This is a genomic window from Arthrobacter sp. GW822-FHT05G07, from assembly GCF_058799755.1.
On record NZ_JBXALT010000009.1, the window covers coordinates 21,570 to 40,555 of the forward strand.

Sequence of the window (18,986 nt, forward strand, 5' to 3'; positions counted from 1 at the left end):
GGGCCTTTGTGAAATTTATGGACTCTCAAGTTAGCAAGCATCCACTGACGCAGCTCTGCGGGGGCTAAGAGCCTTTAGGCGATGTTACTCGTTCTGAAATCGGCCTGCGCCCCGCAGGCTCCACTTCGGTTCTGTAGTAACTATAGGCATATGCGTCGGGCCCCTTGGAGGGGAGTTGGTTAAGCACCATTCCGAGTACGGTGGATCCAACAAGCTCAAGCGCGTTCAAGGACTTTTCCAGATCATGGATCCGGAGCTTGTGGGAGCCAACGACGACCATTACGCCCCCGACATGCTGTGAAAGGACAGCCGCGTCCGTAACGGGTAGGAGAGGCGGCGCGTCGATTACTACGGAATCGAACACGCTCTCTAGACGTGACAGCAATTGCCTCATGCCTTCGGAGCCCAATAGTTCGCTGGGGTTAGGGGGGATTTCACCAGACGTCAGGACAAACAACTGGTCGTCTCCCCAGGGCTGGAGTAGGTCGTTGACGTCGGCCTTGCCTACGAGATATGTGGTTAAGCCGGCGTTTCGGTCAAGACCGAGGTATTCGCTGACCATCGGCCGCCTAAGGTCCGCGTCCACCAAACAAACAGACTGCCCAGCTTGCGCAAGTGCGATAGCAAGATTGATCGCTGTGGTGCTCTTTCCTTCACCAGGTAGCGACGACGTTACCAAGACAGACTTTGCCCGACCCGAAACGTTAGCGAACTGAAGATTTGTGCGAAGTTGGCGGAAGGATTCGGCGCGAGGGCTTTGATGCGCTGCCTGTGTCAACAACGGTTTTTTAGTGGCGTCCTGGTCATAAGTGATGCCGCCCAAGAGAGGAGCATCTGTCACCTTCCGCAGGTCCGCTTCCGTTCGAACGCGGTTGTCCAGAACCGTACGCAAGAGCGCTGCACCTACTCCAAGGACAAGCCCCACCACGAGCCCCAAAATCACGTTCAATCGGCCATTAGGAGCCGAAGGCGCCAGCGGAGCTTTCGCTGGTTTTATTATGGACAAGCTAACTGGAGAGGAGCCTCCGGTCTTAGGCTTCTCCAAAGTGTCCACGGTCCGAATAAGGCTGTCACCTACGGCCTGCGCTAGCGCAGCCGCTTGAACTGCGGACTCGTCAGCGACTGAAATCTTGATTAGCACGGTGTTGAGTTCGGTAGAAGCCGTAACGCGAGACGCCAGTTGTTCCGCCGTGACGTCGATGCCAAGGGAATCAATTGCGGGTTGAAGCACAAGCGGGGAATCGATCGTGCGAACGTATGACTGAACCCGTGCCTGGCTGAAGTTGTTGCCCTGCTGCAACTCTTGAACGGTGCCTGAGTTTTGAATCGCAACGAATAGTTGAGTTTCGGCGGTGTACGTAGGCTTGGAAATCACGGTTAAGACTCCACCCGCGAGAAGGCCCAAGAGAGTAAGTGCCGTGATCAAGATCCAGTTGCGACGGAGAATTCGCACATAGTCACGAATGTTCAAACCGGGTCCCCTTGGGTTGATAACTGAAAGTTGGCAATGGAAAAGCCATGTGGCGGCAGTGTGTCGACAGCAATTCTACGTGGATGCCCCGGCTCAACTCGGCATGAGACGACACCCGATGACCACTGAACGGATTCGTAACTAGTTCGCTCAGCCCCAGAGATGTGTACTCACAAATGGCGAACGCTGGTGACGAAGGCCATTCCGCCCGATATCGACTTCGGGCAAGTCGCCCCGGACTGGTGCTCAGGAAGGCAGTCATCAACTGCCCCAGCTTGTGTCGGAGTGTGTCCGGCGCAAGTTCGGATTCCGCTTGAGACGGAGGAGTTGCCACTGCTCCCGAATATTGCGGATCAACCAGCTCTTGCATGAGCCCACGAGGCCCCGGATCGATTTTTGGACTTCTGTCGGAAGTTCGTCGAGCCGAGTGCCATTCAGCTGGGCACTATTTCGGCGTCGCGCCAAGTCTGCGTACCAATCGTTCCGTATGACGTATCCAAGACCGATCGGTCTATTTGTCCGGTACTTGACAAGAGGCGTGTCCAAAGTTGCCAACTTGATATTTCCCAAACGCAAGAGCAGACTAAAATCCTGTGCACGCAGGCACGCCTCGTCATATCCGCCAACATCTATTACTTGTTGCCGCCGGAACATCGCAGCCGGATGAGGAATCGGCATCTTCTTAGCCAGCTGTCGATCCCTGATATTCGAGCTATCTGTTGGCCACGACCCAGGCACAGGTCCACCCCATGTTCCAAACTCAAGTACCTGAGCTGATACAGCCCCAAGATCCGGGTCAAGTCTCAACTGATCGACCTGGAGCTCTAGCCGTTGCGGTAAGGAGATGTCATCTGCGTCCATGACCGCCACAAAATCCCCCCGTGCCGCGGCTATGGCTCGGTTGCGGCATACGCCCGAACCTGAGTTGGACTCCATACGAATAACGGAGATTCTGGGATCTTGGAAGTTCTTGGCCACGAAATCGGCCGTCCCATCTGTTGATGCATCGTCGACCACCAACAACTCCCAAGAGTCGAACGTCTGGTTCACTATCGACTGAATGGCGTCGCCGATTACCTGCCGATCGTTGAAAGTAGGCATGATCACAGAGACAACGGGTGTGCTGTGGTCACCGTTTCCGCTCACGAAAGTGTCACCTTCGAAGATGAGCTGAGCAGGTTCTGAACCTGGCCCCACATTGCATCAATGGAGGACCTCAGGAGCTGCTTGTGATCGCTTAGTTTCACCGTCTTGCCAGATGCCGAAATTTGGTCGAGTTGTCTCGAAACTGAACTAGGGTCGCTCGGATCTGCCAGCCATTCCTCGACTCCGAATTGGCTCAGCACTTCCCGATATTTGTGGGACCACGAGTGTGTTAGGACAGGCGTGCTTGTTGTCAGTGCGGCCAGTACGGCATGGTAACGACCAGAAACCACGACCTGGGACTCTGCGATGTAGCGCTTTGTTTCCCATCCTGTGAGGTCAGCTACTATGCGGATTGTCTCCTCAGACTGCAATTGCTGCAGAAGCTTGAGATCGCGAGAACCCTCGTGAAGAACCCCTACAACTTCAAGTTTGTGGCGGTGCGCCCAACGAATGCTCTCGAGGAGTGAGGCGCTGTAAGCACCTTTATCGCCGCGCTCCGCTAGATTCCAGTTTGGTACCAGAACCATTCGCTCCGCTCTCTGCGACTTTGTGCCCTGCAGCTCTTCGCCGATGGTGATGTCCGGGACAGGGTCGCAAAGATTAGCACCTAGCCCCAAATTTTCCAGGTGTTCTGCCGACGTTCTGTCCCGTGGATAAACCAATTGGCAGATCTCAAGCGCCTCGCGGCAGAGCTTCGCTAGCTCCGGACTTGTGAAAGATCCGTACGCCTGCGGCAAGGCGATGACCGGTACGCCGTGGCTATCCCACTGTTGATATTTCCGCTTCAACCATTTTGCCGTCTCGGTTCCCCAAGCGTCACCAAGCGCGAATCCTGAAGCATCCAAAACGCCAGACAGCTCTTTGATGTTGACAAAATTGGATGTTTTGAACCGCGGAAGAAACTTGTCCACCTTGTCGATTCGCGGATTACCAACATACTGAACCAGACCCAATTCTGCTGACAACGATGCATCGACCTTGCCGAAGGTTACCGCTGGCTGTAGGCCCATGCTCCGCAGGCGGCTTGCGGACGTTCTAAGAAGATGTTCGGCTCCGCGATTTCCAAGGAACTTATCCCCAACTTCAGCGCCACTTATCAGAATGGTTTTTAGCGCCATGACAATACCGTCCCAATATTCCGTTTGTGGCTCCTCGGAACCTCTTGACCATCAATCCCATATCCAATGGCTATCAACATGACAACCCTTTCATCTCTCTGCAGGCCCAAGGCTGCAGACATTCGCTTGTTCAACGAAGGGATCTCGGGCCAGTTGATGCAGCAGGAACTGACGCCCTGGCTTTCCAGGGCGAGAATAAATCCTGTGCTGAATAGACCGCCGTCGACGTAGATTGCATGTCGGTCTCGGTGATGCTCGTACCCTCGGTGTTGCCCTATCAGGACCCCAAGCAGGGGTATCTGCTGGGCAAAACCAGCAGTGCCCATAGGAATAGAGGCTACCTCGTCGAGAAGGTCTCCTTGTCCTATTAACTCAAGCCGGTAACTCTGACGATTACACGCACTTGGTGCAGTCAAGCCGACTTGCACGGCTCTTTCAACCACTTCTCTCGGCACGACGTCCGGCTTGAACCAACGTACCGATCTTCGGTTCATGGCGACACGGGAAACTTCGTCGAACGCTTTTTCCGAACTGATCGCGTGATACGGGAAGGGCGATAGATCGTCCGAAACGATGGAAGGGGCATGATCAGTCCCGTGCCAGCGCTTCCGAGCACGGATTATGCGATCGTCCGTCGACTGAAGGGTTGACTCAAAGTATCTTGCCAGTACGTCGCGGGCCCACTGAAGCTCGCCTTTGTCTTCCGTTTCTGCGTTGCGCAAATTCACGTACGTCTCAAGAGTGCCCTCAATGTAGTCAGCAGCGAAAGATTTCCGCATGGGACGGGAGATCAGCCCCTTCTCAATCCTGTGGACTGAACGACGCAGAAACATGCGATGGTTTCCCAGACGCTCCCCACTAAAGTGAAGATGGTTCCCCTGCATGACAGCAGTTTTTTCGTCGCCGAAGGCGCCTGTGAGGAGGAAGTACAGACCTGCCCCCAGTCTCGCCTGCGCCAGGTGGCTTGCCTTGCTGAAGACGGCCCGTTTCTGTCGTCGAAGTAACTCGAACATCCTGCCCGTTGCTGTCAACGTCTATTGCCTTTCATCTATTGCGCGGTGCGCAGTGAGCCGAACCAGTCTTTTGGAAAGCACCAGGCCACCGAACGCGAGACCGAGAAGACGCCGGCCCCGCTTGGTTGTTGCCATGCTCATTCCAAGGGAGAGTGGGTGGGCGACAGCGGCAGCTATTGCGGCACCGAGCACACCAAAGTATGGGATGAGCGCAAAATTTAACCCGGCGCTGCAGAGCAGCATCGTTAAGTTGTTTACAAGGCTAACGTTGTAGGCCTTCTCGATGATAATAAGTCGGCTCAGAAATTGCCGCTGGAAGACGAAAAATGTCGATATCGCATAAATCGGCATCAGTGCAGCTGCCGCTGAGAACTCCGGCCCATACAGCCACTCGATCAATGGTGGCCCTGCAAAGGCGAGTAATAATGTTGCTACCAAACCCATCAATCCTACTATGCGGCCACTTTTACGACAGTTCCTGGCATATCTTGACGGGGTGTGACTGGAACGAACGAGGCCATTGAAGAGGACCGTGACCATGCTCGTCGCAAGAATTACAGAAGCCTCCACTGGACGACTTGCAGTTGAATATTGCCCAACACCTGATTGGCCTATCAGGGCACCGACAATGAAGATATCGATGCGCTGCGCAAGCGATGAGAGCACATTCCCCAGCCAAAGGCTTCTTAGCGTCCAGACCTGCTCAAAGCCAGATTTCAGTTGCCGGAAGGCCGAACCTAGCAGGCGAAGCTTGAAGCCGGATCCTGGCAGTACCACAAGCTGCCACAACGCTGCCTCACATCCCTGCCAAATTAGAACACCCGCAAGGTCACCCTGATTTGCCGCGATGAACTTCGGGGCCGCAACCACGATAACCGCCAATATGCGAGCGATTCCCATGGACAGAAAGTGACCTTTGGCAGACTTTCCGAGCTCCCCGACATCAAAGGCACCAATGGCATAGCCAGCAAAAAAGACTGCGATTCCAACTGGGCTATCAATTATTTCCGTTGAGGCAATGAGTAGAGTTCCAATTAAAAATGTTGGAAAAATCAAGACTAGTCTAGATGAGACTAGTGCGAGCAGAGCGGAGTTAACATTATCGCCGGAAGTCAGAAGTTTATGGACGGCAGCGCCCGCCAGGCCACCCACTGATATTGACTGCATCAGTGCCGCACCAGCTAGAAGCAATGACAATGCACCTAGTTCGTTTGCACCCGTGCTTCTACCCAGAAGAATAGTCAATACAAAAAGGCTTAATACACGGAGGACGATGCCTGCTGTGAGAATACCCGTGCTAGTTGCCGTGGAAACAAGTTTGCGGAACCCACCACGCTGCGGGCCGGGCGTGGGGGCTTTCACTCGCGTCTGGGTAGACTGCATTCAGGCTCGTTCATCTCTCGTACCAAGCTTGCGGAGAAGCTATCAGGTGGCAATTCTGGCAACTTCACGGGCTGGGTTGCCCGCAACGACCGACTCAGCCGCAACGTCCTTGGTCACGACCGAACCGGCACCAATTTTTGAGTTGCGACCGATGCGGACCCCGCCAATAATGACAGCATTGGCACCAATTTCAACACCATCTTCTATCGTCGGGCACGGACCGCCCGGAACCTTGTTCCCGATAACGACACCGTTGCGGAGGATTACTCCAGATCCGATGACTGAATGATCATTCACCACAAGCCCAAAACCGTGGTAGATAGTGAGCCCTGGACCAATAAAGGTCTTAGGCCGCAGCTCAAACCCAAACACAATTTCCGAAATGATTCGGTAGATTGCAATAAACGGCAGAGATATTTTTCTAGGGCGGGTGTTGTCACCCATTAGCCACTGGCAGACTCTCAAAACTAGCAATCCCAGTTGGGCTTTCGGGTCTCTGGGATTTGCTCGTCTATCTGCTGACACATACCGACTAAGATCGTTCAGATTATTAATGCCTAGTCGCATAGTCCGTCCGCTTTCTGGTTCTGATCGCCTTTTGATAAACCGCTACGACTCCATCGACCCAAGCATCGGGAGTATAGGCTTGCTTATAGCGAGCGAGTGACTGCTCTGCGAAGAGCTCGCGCCCATCGTTCACTACTTGCACTGCCTCCTTCACATCTTCAGGATCGCTGTATACAACCCCGTGTTCGTGCAAGGATATGTCGTCTGCCGCGCTGTTGCCCGCCCTAGCGACGACTGGGAGTGCTGCTGCGAGTGCCTCCAGATAAATCGTCGGAAGCCCCTCAGCCCAACTGCTCGGTAGAACTAGCCCCTTAGCTGCGCTCAACTCAGACAGCAATACCGCCCGGGGTACGTTACCAGAGAACGTGACATTCGATCCTGCAAGGTCCATGGCTTCTTCGAGACACGGGCCATCCCCAAAAACGCTCAGGAGTTCATCGGAGGGCCAATTCCGAAGCAGATCGGTTATGCCCTTCTCCTGAGTGAGGCGCCCGGCGTAAATCCAGTGCTTACCCGCCCCTGGCGTTCCCGTCCTCTTATCTCCACTAACGAAGTTAGGTATTATCGTACAATTTTCAGGCGACAACCCTAGTTCGCGGTATGTACGCAGTGCTCGATCCGAGAGGAAAACCAACTCATCAGCGCGTGAGAGAACAGGGTCATGAGTCAAGCCTCGCGATGATCGAATCGCCAGTGGCAGCGTCGCAATTTTTGAGTCTTTATAGCATGCATGAATGACTGCGTTGTGGTGACCTGACTGAGGGCACTTAGTACACGTCTGTCCATCACGAAAGAGTGTTGCCGCGGCACATACAGGCCTGAAGTTGTGAATTGTCGCAACAAGGGGGCCATCCCAGGTACCCAACCAATGAGTAGAGTAGTTAGGGAACAAGTTATGGACGTGAACAACATCCGGGGAAAAGTTGTTCAGTCGTTCGAGTGGGCTTTCACCACCGCCGCTAATGATATTAACGGCGGTCCTGAGTTTGTATAGTGGCTTATCTGACAACTGGTCGGTTCGCACATCTACAAGTTCAACTTCGTGCCCGCTGGAACGAAGTGCTTCCACTTGCATCTCGACTACATTATTTTCACCGCTCGGAACAGCGCCAGAGTAAAAACTGTGGACGACGGCAATCTTCACCGTGTCAGGCTGCTTCTCGTGGCCGCATACAAGAACACGGCGTTACCCCACGCATAGCGCTTCCACAAGCGTCTAGGTTCCGAAAGAAGACGATGGACCCATTCCAGCCCAATGGCTGTAACCCACTTAGGTGATACGGCTTTTGTTCCAGCAGAGAAATCGAATGCCGCACCGACGGCGGCACACATAATACCGACAGAGGCAAGTCTCGCAGCCTCGTAGTCTTGCTTAGGCGTTCCCAACCCGACCCAGACTATCTCCGCCCCCGAGGCCCTGATCTGGTCATCCTGTGCCTGCAGTTCCTCAGGGGTGAGCTTCCGAAATGGAGGACTGAAGCTTCCCACAATTTCCACGCCCGGGTAACGAGACTCGAGACTGCGTTGGAGCTTTAGCAACGTTTCGTCAGTGGACCCAAGCAAGTAGTGGCGAAGCCCTACTTCTCGTCCGCGATCCATGACTGCCTCGAAGAGCCCTGGGCCTCGAACCTGGTGGAGTCTTCGCTGTAATACTGAGATCGGTTTCCCGTCAGGGAAGTTCAGTGCAGCCTCGGAGACACATTTCCTGAATCCACTATCTGTTTCGGCGAGAGCAATGCTGTACGCGTTCAGAAAGTGGATATCAAGGGCTGTGCCTCCGGCCTTGACCTTACTGATTATTACGTCGACCGCTTGGTCTGGCGTGGAAGTCGCGAACGGCACGCCTGCAAACTTGACCTTTTCCATTGGACCCCCTGCAATGATTACCCCGGCCGATGCATGGAAACACATCGAGACTTGCGGGAGTGCTGAGTCATCTCCCGCGTAGGACAAGTGTATCAATTGACTAGCCTTGTCATGATTTGTTGGTATAAGACGTCGCAACGAAACGTGACCGTAACGCAGTGGCTGTCGAAAACCGGTATGCTGACGGCGTTCGGCCACCCAATGATCGGACGCCACAACCAGCGTGGCGTCCAGAGGCCGCTAAACATTTTGGACTCATGACACAGACTCAGGGGGAACTGCGTTGACTAAACGTGCCTTCATCACCGGTATCACAGGTCAGGACGGCTCCTACCTTGCGGAACTGCTCCTCGCGAAAGGATACGAAGTTCACGGTCTCATCCGCCGTGCTTCCACCTTCAACACGGCTCGCATTGATCACCTTTAAGTAGATCCCCACGACCCGCGGGCAAAGCTGTTCCTTCACTACGGTGATCTTAGTGATGGGGCACGCCTTGTGACTTTGATGGCCGAAATTCAGCCGGATGAGGTTTACAACCTGGCAGCCCAGTCACATGTCCGAGTCTCTTTCGACGAGCCGGAACACACTGGTGACACCACAGGAATCGGCTCGATTCGTCTCCTTGAGGCGGTTCGTATGTCTGGTATCGAAACGAGGTTCTACCAGGCTTCGTCTTCAGAAATGTTCGGGGCCACTCCTCCACCCCAGGATGAAGACACTCCGTTCTATCCCAGGTCGCCATATGGCGCAGCCAAGGTTTACAGCTACTGGGTAACCAAGAACTACCGTGAGGCATACGGCATGTTCGCGGTGAACGGCATTCTCTTCAATCATGAGTCTCCTCGGCGCGGCGAAACATTCGTAACACGCAAGATCACGCGAGCGGTTGCGGCCATTAAGGCTGGTCGACAGGACCTTCTGTATATGGGCAACCTCGATGCCGTACGTGACTGGGGCTACGCAGCCGAGTACGTGGAGGGCATGTGGAGAATGTTGCAAGCCGACGAACCGGAGGACTTTGTTCTCGCTACCGGCGGAAACTACACCGTGCAGGACTTCTTGCAGATTTCATTTGACCATGCGGGCCTGGACTGGGAAAAGTACGTACGTTTCGACGAACGCTACCTGCGTCCCACCGAGGTCGACGCCCTTGTCGGAGATGCTTCAAAGGCGCACGAGAAGCTCGGATGGAAAGCCACGGTTCAGACGCCGGAACTCGCACGAATCATGGTCGATGCTGACATCGAGGCACTTAATCATGCGGGAAATCACTGGATCGACACCGTCGACCTTGAAAGCTGGAAGATTTGATGTCCGAATCGTCTGCGTTTGAGCCGGGCGTCCTCGACAGGGACGGCACCTTCTACGTCGCCGGCCACGGTGGCTTGGTGGGGTCGGCCATCTGGCGACACCTGTCATCTGAGGGTTTCACGAATTTGGTGGGTCGAAGTTCCTCGGAGCTCGATCTTAAGAATCGCGATGCTGTGTTCGAGTTTTTCTCTCAGGTCAAGCCGCGTTATGTCGTACTGGCAGCGGCAAAAGTGGGGGGCATTCTCGCGAACCAAACCCACCCAGTGGACTTCCTGAGTGACAACTTGAGGATTCAAGTCAACGTCTTGGATGCCGCTCTCGAACACGGAACAGAACGTCTACTGTTCCTTGGCTCTTCATGTATCTACCCGAAGTTTGCCGCACAGCCAATCCGAGAGGACTCGCTGCTGACAGGCCATCTCGAACCCACAAACGATGCGTATGCCATTGCAAAAATTGCGGGAATTATGCATGTGCAAGCAATCCGCCGCCAATACGGATTGCCATGGATATCAGCCATGCCTACGAATCTGTACGGCCCCGGCGACAACTTTTCACCGACAGGCTCCCACGTGCTGCCAGCACTCATCCGGCGCTACGATGAAGCAGCCTCGTCTGGAGCCACATTGGTAACTAACTGGGGATCTGGCTCACCGCGCCGGGAGTTTCTCCATGTTGATGACATGGCGTCAGCATGCCTGCACCTTCTCGAAAACTATGACGGCCCCGAGCAGGTCAACGTCGGCACAGGGACGGACGTGACTATCAAGGAGTTGGCCCAGACTGTTGCGCGAGCTGTCGGCTATTCAGGTGAAATTGAATGGGACACGTCCAAGCCTGACGGTACGCCTCGAAAACTCCTGGATGTTTCGCGTCTTACAGATGCAGGCTGGACTTCATCCATCGACTTGGAAGCCGGAATACAGTCAACGGTTGAATGGTATCGCTCAAATCTTGAGAACGTCCGTACGTAGCCATTGGTTAGTTCGCAGTTCCGGAAGGGAATGGGGGCTCTTTGAGTCGGGAAAAGGATTGGCAGCTTGAGGCATCCCGGAGACTTCGGATTGTAGATGCTTTCGTCATCATATGGGCTGTTGTAGGCGCTTACGTAATTCGCTTCGGGGTAGATCCTAATTTCGTCATTTCCGGCGAAGAGCCAAATTATATTTGGATTTCAGCCGCAATTGCCATCGTTTGGTGGTTCATGCTTGGGGCGTGGAACAGCCGGCAAAGTCGCATCCTTGGTGCCGGTCCAGACGAGTACAAGAGGGTGGCCGCCGCTTCTCTCTGGTTATTCGGACTTATTGCAATTTTCTCCTATGTTCTGAGAATTGAGCCTGCTCGAGGTTATGTAGGAATTGCACTACCAGTGGGGTTGGCCGGCTTACTCCTTGCACGGTGGCTTCTTCGCCAGCACCTCAGCGTAGCGAGGCAAAAGGGCAAAAGCATGTCCCGACTCCTGCTTCTGGGCGGCCCCAGTGCTGTTGCCCATCTCGCAGCGTCGCTACACAGTGCTAAACATTCCGGATACCTGCCTGTCGCCGCCTACACGCCTGGGGCAGCAGCTCGGACAGGCATTGAGCAGGATTCGGGGCTCCCGGTTCTAGGAAACGGAACCGACACTGAGTCTGTCCTGGCCGCGATCGACAGCTGCCAGGCGGACGCTGTTGCCGTATCTGCTGGCGTGCAGCTGCATCCCCAAACAATAAGACATCTTGGGTGGGAACTGGCAGCTAGGAACGTTGGACTTATCATGGCCCCCGCTCTTACCGACATTGCGGGCCCAAGAATCCACACCCAGCAAGTCGCTGGCTTGCCGTTGATCCATGTCACGACACCATCATTGGAAGGTGGGCAGCGCGTAGCCAAGCGGCTGTTTGACATCTTGGTTTCGGGTCTTCTGATTGCTTTCACCACGCCACTTATGTTGGCGATCGCGACTCTCGTAAAGATCGAAAGCAAAGGTCCCGTTCTATTCAAGCAAGATCGGGTTGGCATCGAGGGACGGCATTTTCAAATGCTCAAATTCCGGTCGATGGTTGTCGATGCGGAGGCTCGCTTAGCGGAACTTCAAGGTCAGAACGAGGGAAGCGGCTTGCTCTTTAAGATTAAGGATGATCCGCGAATTACTCGGGTTGGTCGCATCCTACGGAAATATAGCCTTGATGAATTACCGCAACTTTTCAATATCTTCATGGGCTCAATGAGCTTGGTTGGTCCCCGACCTCCTCTTCCTCGAGAGGTTGCGGCTTACGAACACGATGTCCGCCGGCGTTTGTTGGTCAAGCCAGGACTAACTGGACTTTGGCAAGTCAGCGGAAGATCTAACTTGTCTTGGCAGGATTCAGTGAGGCTGGACCTCTACTACGTTGAGAATTGGTCCCTTGCCGGCGACTTAGTCATTATTCTCCGCACCGCTCGCGCAGTATTCCACGGCACTGGTGCTTACTAGCCCAACAGGGCTGAAACTTTGGAAGGAACCACTTATGCGTATATCAGTTATAGGCTGCGGCTACCTCGGCGCCGTTCACGCGGCCTGCATGGCGAAGCTGGGTCATGACGTGGTAGGCATCGACGTTGACGAACGGAAAATCGCCGAGCTTTCAGCTGCCAGGGCGCCATTTTACGAGCCGGGTCTCGAAGCCCTTCTTGAAGAGGTCCAAGAAACCGGAAGACTGACATTCACCACAGACATGGCGGCTGCAGGTGGGCGGGACGTTCATTTCATCTGCGTGGGAACCCCTCAAAAGAAGGGGGAAAATGGAGCAGACCTCACTTTTGTTGATGCGGCGACCATAGGCCTTCTCCCCTATCTGGCACCAGGGGATGTCGTCGTCGGCAAGTCTACGGTCCCCGTCGGGACGGCCGCCCGACTTTCGTCCTTAGTTGAGGCACGTCAGCCGGAAGCACACTTAGTTTGGAATCCTGAGTTCCTCCGAGAAGGACACGCCGTATCTGACACGCTGCTGCCCGACCGATTCGTTTACGGCGTTGCAGACGGTTCCGAGGAGCATCCGGCCGTCCTCGTCCTGGATGAGCTCTATGCCACGCCTCTCTCCAACGGTACGCCGAGACTCGTCACGGATCTGCCAACCGCCGAGCTGGTGAAGACAGCTGCAAACTCTTTCCTCGCAACGAAGATTTCTTTTATCAATGCAATGGCTGAGCTATGCGAGGCCGCCGGGGCTGATGTGACTCGGCTCGCTGATGCCATTGGTATGGACGACAGAATCGGTCGGAAGTTCCTTCAAGCTGGTATCGGTTTCGGAGGTGGCTGCCTGCCTAAAGACATCCGCGCATTCATGGCACGCGCTGGGGAGCTCGGAGCTGATCAAGCCCTGACTTTCTTACGCGAAGTGGACGCGATCAACATGCGTCGCCGAAGCCGAGTGGTGGAGTTGACACGTGAACTATGCGGGGGCGGTCTCCTTGGAAAGCGCATTACAGTACTCGGCGCCGCATTCAAGCCCGAAAGCGACGACGTAAGAGATTCTCCGGCGTTGAGCATCGCTGCGCAGCTCCAACTGCAAGGCGCGGTAGTGACGGTCACTGATCCAAAGGCGCTATCCAATGCGTCTCGGCGGTTTCCTGAACTCCAATATGAGCAGGACTTGGACGCCGCCACACAAAACGCAGACGCTGTGCTGCTTCTCACTGAGTGGCAGGAATACCGGGAACTTGATCCGCACGTTCTTAAGGAAACGGTGGCAATCCCTCGCATTCTGGATGGCCGTAACGTGCTTGATCCAGCTAAGTGGCGTTCGGCGGGCTGGCAATACCGTGGCCTCGGACGGCCGTAGGCATGAGCGCCAGGAGCGGGAAAAAGCCGGAGTCCACAAAGACCGCAAGTGCCAAATCAGCACGTGCTAAGACGCGACGCCGTCGGCGTTTTGCAATCGCTGGGGGATTGACGGCGTTCATCCTGATCGCAGCCGTTTCCGCTGCTGCCTGGCTGGGATCGAGAGCGGAGTTGATTAAGTCTGAGCTAACAGCAGCCACAAAGCTGCTCCCTACGCTCAAGACCCAGATCGCTTCCGCTGACGCTGAAGGTGCGTCCAGGACGGTTGAAGCACTTACGGCCCACACTGGGTCGGCCAGAAGCGCCGCAGGGGATCCACTGTGGAAAGTGGCTGCAGTTCTTCCTTGGATAGGACCAAACCTACAAGCGGCCAGCGAAGTCTCGTCCGCTGCGGACGATGTAGCGCGGCTGGGGGCGGCCCCGCTTGTGAAGGTGTTCCGATCACTGGATTGGAACACATTGACTCCTAGCTCCGCCGGAATCGACCTCGCTCCTCTCAAAGCCGCCGCACCTAGCGTGCAGTCAGCCGCACACGCAGTCAGGGAGTCTGCCCAGCGTCTAAACCGCATCGATGAGTCAACACTCCTACCTCAGATCTCCGATCCGCTCGTCTCTGCGCGGAACGAACTTACAGGGCTGAGCAAGGGGCTTGATTCTGCCTCGGACGCCGCCAATTTAGCCCCAGCAATGATGGGAGCAGACACCCCTCGGCGCTATCTACTACTTTTTCAAAACAACGCGGAGTCCAGGGCTACGGGGGGTATACCCGGCGCTCTCGCCGTTCTCAGCGTTGATAAAGGAAAACTCTCTCTGGGGTCTCAAACGACAGCCGGCCAGCTTGGCGCCTTCCTTCCGCCGATCTCCGTTGACGGGGAACAGCAGGCCATCTATTCCGCGCGTATGGGCAAATTTATGCAGGACGTCAACCTGACACCCGATTTCGCAACGACAGCGAGCACAGCTCAGACCATGTGGGAGAAGAAAAATGGGGAACGCCTTGACGGTGTCCTCTCCATCGATCCTGTCGCGCTGAGTTTCATCCTCGACGCGACGGGGCCGGTTGAGCTAACGCAGGCGCTTACTCAGCAGTTTGGTGATGATCTCCCGTCTGAACTCACAAGTAAGAATGTTGTTCCAACGCTGTTGTCTGATGCCTACGCCAAAATCCAGAATCCAAACCTCCAAGACGTCTACTTCGCTGGAGCGGCCGCAGAAATATTCGCAGCTATCTCGGATGGAAGGAGCGACCCAAAGAATCTCATGGAGGCGATTTCTAAGGGAATCGACGAGCGGCGAATCCTGCTATGGTCCGGATCCAAGGACGAACAAGCCACTATCGGCAAGTATTCAATTGGTGGACTCGTCTCGGGTTCAAGCGTTGTGCCCACCCAGTTCGGCGTGTACTTCAATGATGGCACCGGGGCCAAAATGGACTATTGGATTAAGCGGAACGTTCAGGTCGTCAGAGACTGCACCCGCGACGGCTACCGTGAAGTCGCATTGAGCGTCACGAGCACCAACACGGCCCCAGAGGATGCTGCAGTCTCCCTCCCGGAATACGTCACTGGAGGTGGTGTATTCGGGGTTCCGGCGGGCACGGTACAGACGAACATCGTCGCGTACGGACCGGCCCAAGCGAATGTTGACACTGTTGTCAAGGACGGACTACAAATACCGTTTGCAGCGCAACGGCACGGGCAGCGAGCCGTCGGCACATCAACCATCAAGCTGGCACCAGGTGAAAGTACTACGCTAATCTTCAATTTCGGTCACATCGTTCAACATTCTGAGCCTCAGTTGGTTGTCACACCAACGACTCAGCTTGTCAAGGACGTCATCAAGACACCGGGTGCCAGTTCCTGTGAATAGGAGAAGACTTACACGTTAATCCTTTGTAACGGCTCTGGATTTTCTTTGCTGCTTGCGAGCATTGAATGGTAAGTTCTATGTGGGCAGCACATGAGGTTTCTCTTACGGTCTCGTAGGGTCTCGGAAATCTCCACACACCACGTCGTACCAAAAGGTCTCAGGGGGGACACACATGAGGAAATCTCTTGCAGCACTCACGCTCGCAGGTTCCATCGCACTTCTCGGCGCAGTACCGGCCGTAGCAAACAACGCCAACTACCCGGCTCCGAACACCAGCGTCGCAGTTTCCGATGCTTCCGTGGCACCGGGCGAAGCATTCATCTTCAGCGGCACCGGCTTTACGCCGGGCGAAGGCATCACCATCACGGTAACGCCGACAGGAACGCCTGCCGCCAGTGGCGGCAGCGTTTCCGCAGGCAGTCTCGCGGTCGCCGGACGCATTCCGCTGGCACCTTCCACTATTCCTGCTGTAGCTGATGGGAATGGCGCCTTCTCCGCTTCAATCGTCATCAACGAACCCGGAGCGTATGCTCTGACCGCTACCGGCAACACCTCTGGCGTAACTGTCGGACCCGTGACGGTAGTTGTTGGCGGCGCGGCCCTGTCAAACACGGGCAGCACCACCGGAACTGGAACTAACCTGGCAAACACAGGCGGCGTTCCGCTGGCTAACACCGGTGCTGATTCCAGCCTCGTCCTGTGGTCCCTCGTGGGCGCAGGCGCGCTGGCAGCCGGCACGGCATCCGTCGTGGTAGCTCGCCGTCGCGCGAAGAGCACCGAGGTTTCTGCCTAATAGGACTGGACCACGTGAGGGTGGTTTGCCAACAATATTCTTGTTGGCAAACCACCCTCATTTTTTGGTTTTATTTCCCCAAACAAGTCGCCTGTGGTATCCATAGGAAGCATGGGGCGACATTGGAGAAGGCGAAGGTGGCATTTTGAACTGTGCATCCCCAGGATGCGGAGCCATCAGTTGCCCACGGAATTCCCGCAATACGCACTGCTTGGACTACTGGCTGTAGCGGCCATCAGCGTCAGTGCCTGGGCAATTATTCGAACTTCTTGAGGGCGCGCTTGAAAAACCCATTTCCATGGCGAATAGCCCTGACGGCATATTTGGCAAGCCTTGCGCTGGTCGGTTTTTGGCCTGCACCCGTAGACAAACCGATTCTAGGCACACTTACTATAGTCCTAAAGTATCTTCATGGACTCGGTGCACCCCGCTGGATTGACTATCATTTTGTTGAGTCTTTTGCCAACGTTGTGATGTTCATTCCACTCGGCTTTCTTGCCGCCATGGCGCTTTCCAAAAAATCTTGGTGGCACCTAGCCGCCATCGGGCTGGCAGCTTCGCTGTGCATGGAGTTCGGGCAGTTGCTATTTATCTCTGCTCGCTATGCGAGTGTCGCAGATGTTGTCACAAATACTTGTGGGGCGGTCATTGGAATAGTTTCAGCACGCCTGCTTGCTCGAATCGGTGCACCGAGACTGGCGGAAGCCTAGGCCCAGGCATCAGTGACCTTTCCGCTGTATCGCGGTCCCTAGGCAATAAAAGCCCTTCATCCAGGCCTTCAAGTCCTACCGAACCGACCGGGGAATACCACGCCGAAGACGCCTGAGCCCTCGCCGTCAGTTGTCGCCAGAGTTTGAAGGGCATCTGTTAATTGAATCTCGCCTCCACGCCCACGCTCCGTCGTATCCAATACATCAAAGACCGCTGGGTGCACGATTAACGCCCGATGACTGCCAAGTTAGATGGGGCATCTTCAACGTTGGGCTTCTCAACGAGTTTATTCACGCGAACGTACTGTTCTCCCTCTTCACGAAGATACCCATGCAACCATAAGTGCTGATTTGCGACGACTCCACCTCGATTTGTGCAACGACCGAAGCACCGGTTTTGCCTTGAACAACCATCATCGTGGTTAGGAGCTCATCCCGTTCGTCGATCAGGTCATCTCCCAAGAGAAGGGCAAATGGTTCGTCCCCTACATGCCGTCGGCCGCAAAGAACTGCGTGGCTAGCCCCTTTGGCTCGCTTTGCCTTACGTTGGTACCGGGCCCAAGTCCGAGGCGTGCTGGACAGCACCCAATCCTGATTGTCGCCCTTAGTTTCAAGGTCCGCTCAAGATCTGGGGCACGGTCAAAATGATCTTCCAACGTCCGCTTGCTGCGTCCGGTAATCCTAAGACCATCTGTAAGCCCGGCGTTGACCTCCTCCTCAACGACCTACTGGATGGCCGGCACGTGTACAACCGGTAACATCTCTTTCGGCATCGCCTTCGTTGCAGGCAGGAAACGAGGCCCCAACTCGGCAGCAGCAATGACAGCTTTTCGCACAGCGTCCCCCATTTAGTCATGAAAAAACCTCATAAATTTGCCGTTGAATTGCGAAGTTGAGGGCGAACTATTGCCGAAGGCCTAATTAGTGGACCTATTATAGGGGCGACACTGCCCACCTCAAGTCCTTGCCCTAGCTCAGTGCGGGCAGGTGTTTACACTTGATTGACGGAGCCGCTCGTTTCCACTGAAGACCTAGACAATGAGGACATTGGTGGTTGCGCTTACAAATGGGGGAAGCATGCCGAGGTACGTAATCAATGAGGGTCAAGACACCGAAGAAGTCATCGAGGCCGCTAGCGCGGCAGAAGGCAACATTCAGTGGTGGTTCTACGATGCTGGCAGACGCGCGCAGGAGACGCGACTAAAGGAACAAGTGCAGACAATCCGCGAGGTCACGCAGCTTGGAGGAATTCCTTAAGAAACGCAGTCACGTTTCCGCCACCCGCTCCGGGCATTCCCAAAGCACTAAACGGCCGGTCTTTTCATACACCTTCAACTGTGAACCGGGGATGCCCTCGGCGACGGTCTTTTGATGGTGTCGCGGAACCAAGTAATCATGGGCGCCCCATAGGATAAGCGTAGGAACTGAAACGGCGCCCGATTCAATGGGCGGAACGGCCTCGTAGAATCCTCGAAGCTACGCTTTCCAAGTAGCCGCCGGCACGCCGCGGCCGAGCTGCACACGGTCTTCGATGTAGGAAACGGGCACTGAGTGCAGCAGGCGGTGCCAGGACATAGACTCTCGCACCCCAGCTCTCGGAAATCGGATCTATCAACGATTCCACTTCGTCCACAAAGGGCGGTTTCCCGCGCATGTTCAGTGGTGCTCCCACCAGGATCAGTGATGCCACAAGCGCCGATGCGGAACGACCAGCTGCTGCGCAGGTATCCTCCGCTGGAGGAACCCAGGACCTGTACCCGCGTAATCTCCAAACCACCCAGCAGCGCAACCACGTCCGCCACCACTTCGACGAGTGAGTACCCCATCTCGGGCTTGTCCGCATGACCATGTCCGCGCAGGTCAGGTGCAATCAGAAACTGCGACGGCACCGAGGCAAGCAATCGATCAAAACTTTCGCCAGGATTCACTCCAGGCGTGC

General features: G+C 55.2%; 16 protein-coding genes and 2 pseudogenes. 8 read left to right on the plus strand and 10 right to left on the minus strand.

All coding sequences use genetic code 11. The annotated features are described in order from the left end of the window. Positions 1–64: 64 nt before the first annotated feature. The 8 genes from AC1RJY_RS15950 to AC1RJY_RS15985 form a co-directional block, all read right to left on the minus strand. Entirely contained in the window at positions 65–1,471 is a 1,407-nt protein-coding gene (locus tag AC1RJY_RS15950) for a tyrosine-protein kinase domain-containing protein (RefSeq protein WP_081589151.1), read from the minus strand. Positions 1,472–1,732: 261 nt separating this feature from the next. Next, complete coding sequence (locus AC1RJY_RS15955; RefSeq protein WP_498602695.1) at positions 1,733–2,617, minus strand: glycosyltransferase family 2 protein; 885 nt, start codon at positions 2,615–2,617, stop codon at positions 1,733–1,735. Continuing rightward, positions 2,614–3,735, minus strand: a complete 1,122-nt coding sequence (locus AC1RJY_RS15960; RefSeq protein WP_014922535.1) for a polysaccharide pyruvyl transferase family protein — start codon at positions 3,733–3,735, stop codon at positions 2,614–2,616. The genes AC1RJY_RS15955 and AC1RJY_RS15960 overlap by 4 nt, the downstream gene beginning before the upstream one ends. After that, positions 3,726–4,766: a nitroreductase family protein gene (locus AC1RJY_RS15965; RefSeq protein WP_162486175.1), complete on the minus strand. Its 1,041-nt coding sequence runs from the start codon at positions 4,764–4,766 to the stop codon at positions 3,726–3,728. The genes AC1RJY_RS15960 and AC1RJY_RS15965 overlap by 10 nt, the downstream gene beginning before the upstream one ends. Before the next feature lie 3 nt (positions 4,767–4,769). Continuing rightward, positions 4,770–6,110: a lipopolysaccharide biosynthesis protein gene (locus tag AC1RJY_RS15970; protein ID WP_162486176.1), complete on the minus strand. Its 1,341-nt coding sequence runs from the start codon at positions 6,108–6,110 to the stop codon at positions 4,770–4,772. Positions 6,111–6,173: 63 nt separating this feature from the next. Continuing rightward, the gene (locus tag AC1RJY_RS15975; protein ID WP_162486177.1) at positions 6,174–6,575 is read right to left on the minus strand and encodes a serine O-acetyltransferase; all 402 of its coding nucleotides are present in this window, start codon (positions 6,573–6,575) and stop codon (positions 6,174–6,176) included. Between the two features lie 106 nt (positions 6,576–6,681). Beyond that, positions 6,682–7,842: a glycosyltransferase family 4 protein gene (locus tag AC1RJY_RS15980; RefSeq protein ID WP_014922539.1), complete on the minus strand. Its 1,161-nt coding sequence runs from the start codon at positions 7,840–7,842 to the stop codon at positions 6,682–6,684. Continuing rightward, positions 7,839–8,564 carry a WecB/TagA/CpsF family glycosyltransferase gene (locus AC1RJY_RS15985; RefSeq protein WP_043470581.1) on the minus strand — a complete coding sequence of 242 codons (726 nt, stop codon included), beginning with the start codon at positions 8,562–8,564 and terminating at the stop codon, positions 7,839–7,841. Before AC1RJY_RS15985 ends, AC1RJY_RS15980 begins: the two co-directional genes overlap by 4 nt. 283 nt (positions 8,565–8,847) lie before the next feature. Here AC1RJY_RS15985 and gmd point away from each other — a divergent pair. From gmd to AC1RJY_RS16020, 7 genes and pseudogenes are all read left to right on the plus strand, one after another. Continuing rightward, a pseudogene (gene gmd / locus AC1RJY_RS15990) lies at positions 8,848–9,876 on the plus strand (GDP-mannose 4,6-dehydratase). Continuing rightward, a complete protein-coding gene (locus AC1RJY_RS15995; RefSeq protein ID WP_014922542.1) occupies positions 9,876–10,850 on the plus strand; it encodes a GDP-L-fucose synthase family protein in 975 nt (324 codons plus the stop codon). The pseudogene gmd and the gene AC1RJY_RS15995 overlap by 1 nt, the downstream one beginning before the upstream one ends. 41 nt (positions 10,851–10,891) lie before the next feature. After that, positions 10,892–12,328: a sugar transferase gene (locus AC1RJY_RS16000; RefSeq protein WP_014922543.1), complete on the plus strand. Its 1,437-nt coding sequence runs from the start codon at positions 10,892–10,894 to the stop codon at positions 12,326–12,328. 34 nt (positions 12,329–12,362) lie between these two features. Next, on the plus strand, positions 12,363–13,676 hold the full coding sequence (locus tag AC1RJY_RS16005; protein ID WP_043470584.1) for a UDP-glucose dehydrogenase family protein: 1,314 nt from the start codon (positions 12,363–12,365) through the stop codon (positions 13,674–13,676). A 2-nt stretch (positions 13,677–13,678) separates the two neighbouring features. Beyond that, the gene (locus tag AC1RJY_RS16010; protein ID WP_498602696.1) at positions 13,679–15,544 is read left to right on the plus strand and encodes a DUF4012 domain-containing protein; all 1,866 of its coding nucleotides are present in this window, start codon (positions 13,679–13,681) and stop codon (positions 15,542–15,544) included. A 172-nt stretch (positions 15,545–15,716) separates the two neighbouring features. Beyond that, entirely contained in the window at positions 15,717–16,337 is a 621-nt protein-coding gene (locus AC1RJY_RS16015) for an LPXTG cell wall anchor domain-containing protein (RefSeq protein WP_014922546.1), read from the plus strand. Positions 16,338–16,618: 281 nt separating this feature from the next. Then, positions 16,619–17,047 carry a VanZ family protein gene (locus tag AC1RJY_RS16020; RefSeq protein WP_162486178.1) on the plus strand — a complete coding sequence of 143 codons (429 nt, stop codon included), beginning with the start codon at positions 16,619–16,621 and terminating at the stop codon, positions 17,045–17,047. Positions 17,048–17,130: 83 nt separating this feature from the next. On the opposite strand, the pseudogene AC1RJY_RS16025 reads toward AC1RJY_RS16020, so the two are convergent. Next, positions 17,131–17,895 (minus strand): annotated as a pseudogene (locus tag AC1RJY_RS16025) (UTP--glucose-1-phosphate uridylyltransferase); the annotation flags it as partial. 229 nt (positions 17,896–18,124) lie between these two features. On the opposite strand from AC1RJY_RS16025, the gene AC1RJY_RS16030 reads away from it, so the two are divergent. Continuing rightward, complete coding sequence (locus tag AC1RJY_RS16030) at positions 18,125–18,304, plus strand: hypothetical protein (protein ID WP_014922549.1); 180 nt, start codon at positions 18,125–18,127, stop codon at positions 18,302–18,304. 74 nt (positions 18,305–18,378) lie between these two features. On the opposite strand, the gene AC1RJY_RS16035 is transcribed toward AC1RJY_RS16030, so the two are convergent. Further along, positions 18,379–18,975 (minus strand): alpha/beta fold hydrolase, encoded by a 597-nt coding sequence (locus AC1RJY_RS16035; protein WP_353580115.1) that lies wholly within the window; start codon positions 18,973–18,975, stop codon positions 18,379–18,381. Positions 18,976–18,986: the final 11 nt, after the last annotated feature.

Coding starts and splice junctions, on each gene's coding strand:
- AC1RJY_RS16010 (WP_498602696.1), top strand. CDS start 13,679: ATGAGCGCCAGGAGCGGGAAAAAGCCGGAGTCCACAAAGACCGCAAGT.
- AC1RJY_RS15985 (WP_043470581.1), bottom strand. CDS start 8,564: ATGGAAAAGGTCAAGTTTGCAGGCGTGCCGTTCGCGACTTCCACGCCA.
- AC1RJY_RS15995 (WP_014922542.1), top strand. CDS start 9,876: ATGTCCGAATCGTCTGCGTTTGAGCCGGGCGTCCTCGACAGGGACGGC.
- AC1RJY_RS16015 (WP_014922546.1), top strand. CDS start 15,717: ATGAGGAAATCTCTTGCAGCACTCACGCTCGCAGGTTCCATCGCACTT.
- AC1RJY_RS15975 (WP_162486177.1), bottom strand. CDS start 6,575: ATGGGTGACAACACCCGCCCTAGAAAAATATCTCTGCCGTTTATTGCA.
- AC1RJY_RS16030 (WP_014922549.1), top strand. CDS start 18,125: ATGCCGAGGTACGTAATCAATGAGGGTCAAGACACCGAAGAAGTCATC.
- AC1RJY_RS15960 (WP_014922535.1), bottom strand. CDS start 3,735: ATGGCGCTAAAAACCATTCTGATAAGTGGCGCTGAAGTTGGGGATAAG.
- AC1RJY_RS16005 (WP_043470584.1), top strand. CDS start 12,363: ATGCGTATATCAGTTATAGGCTGCGGCTACCTCGGCGCCGTTCACGCG.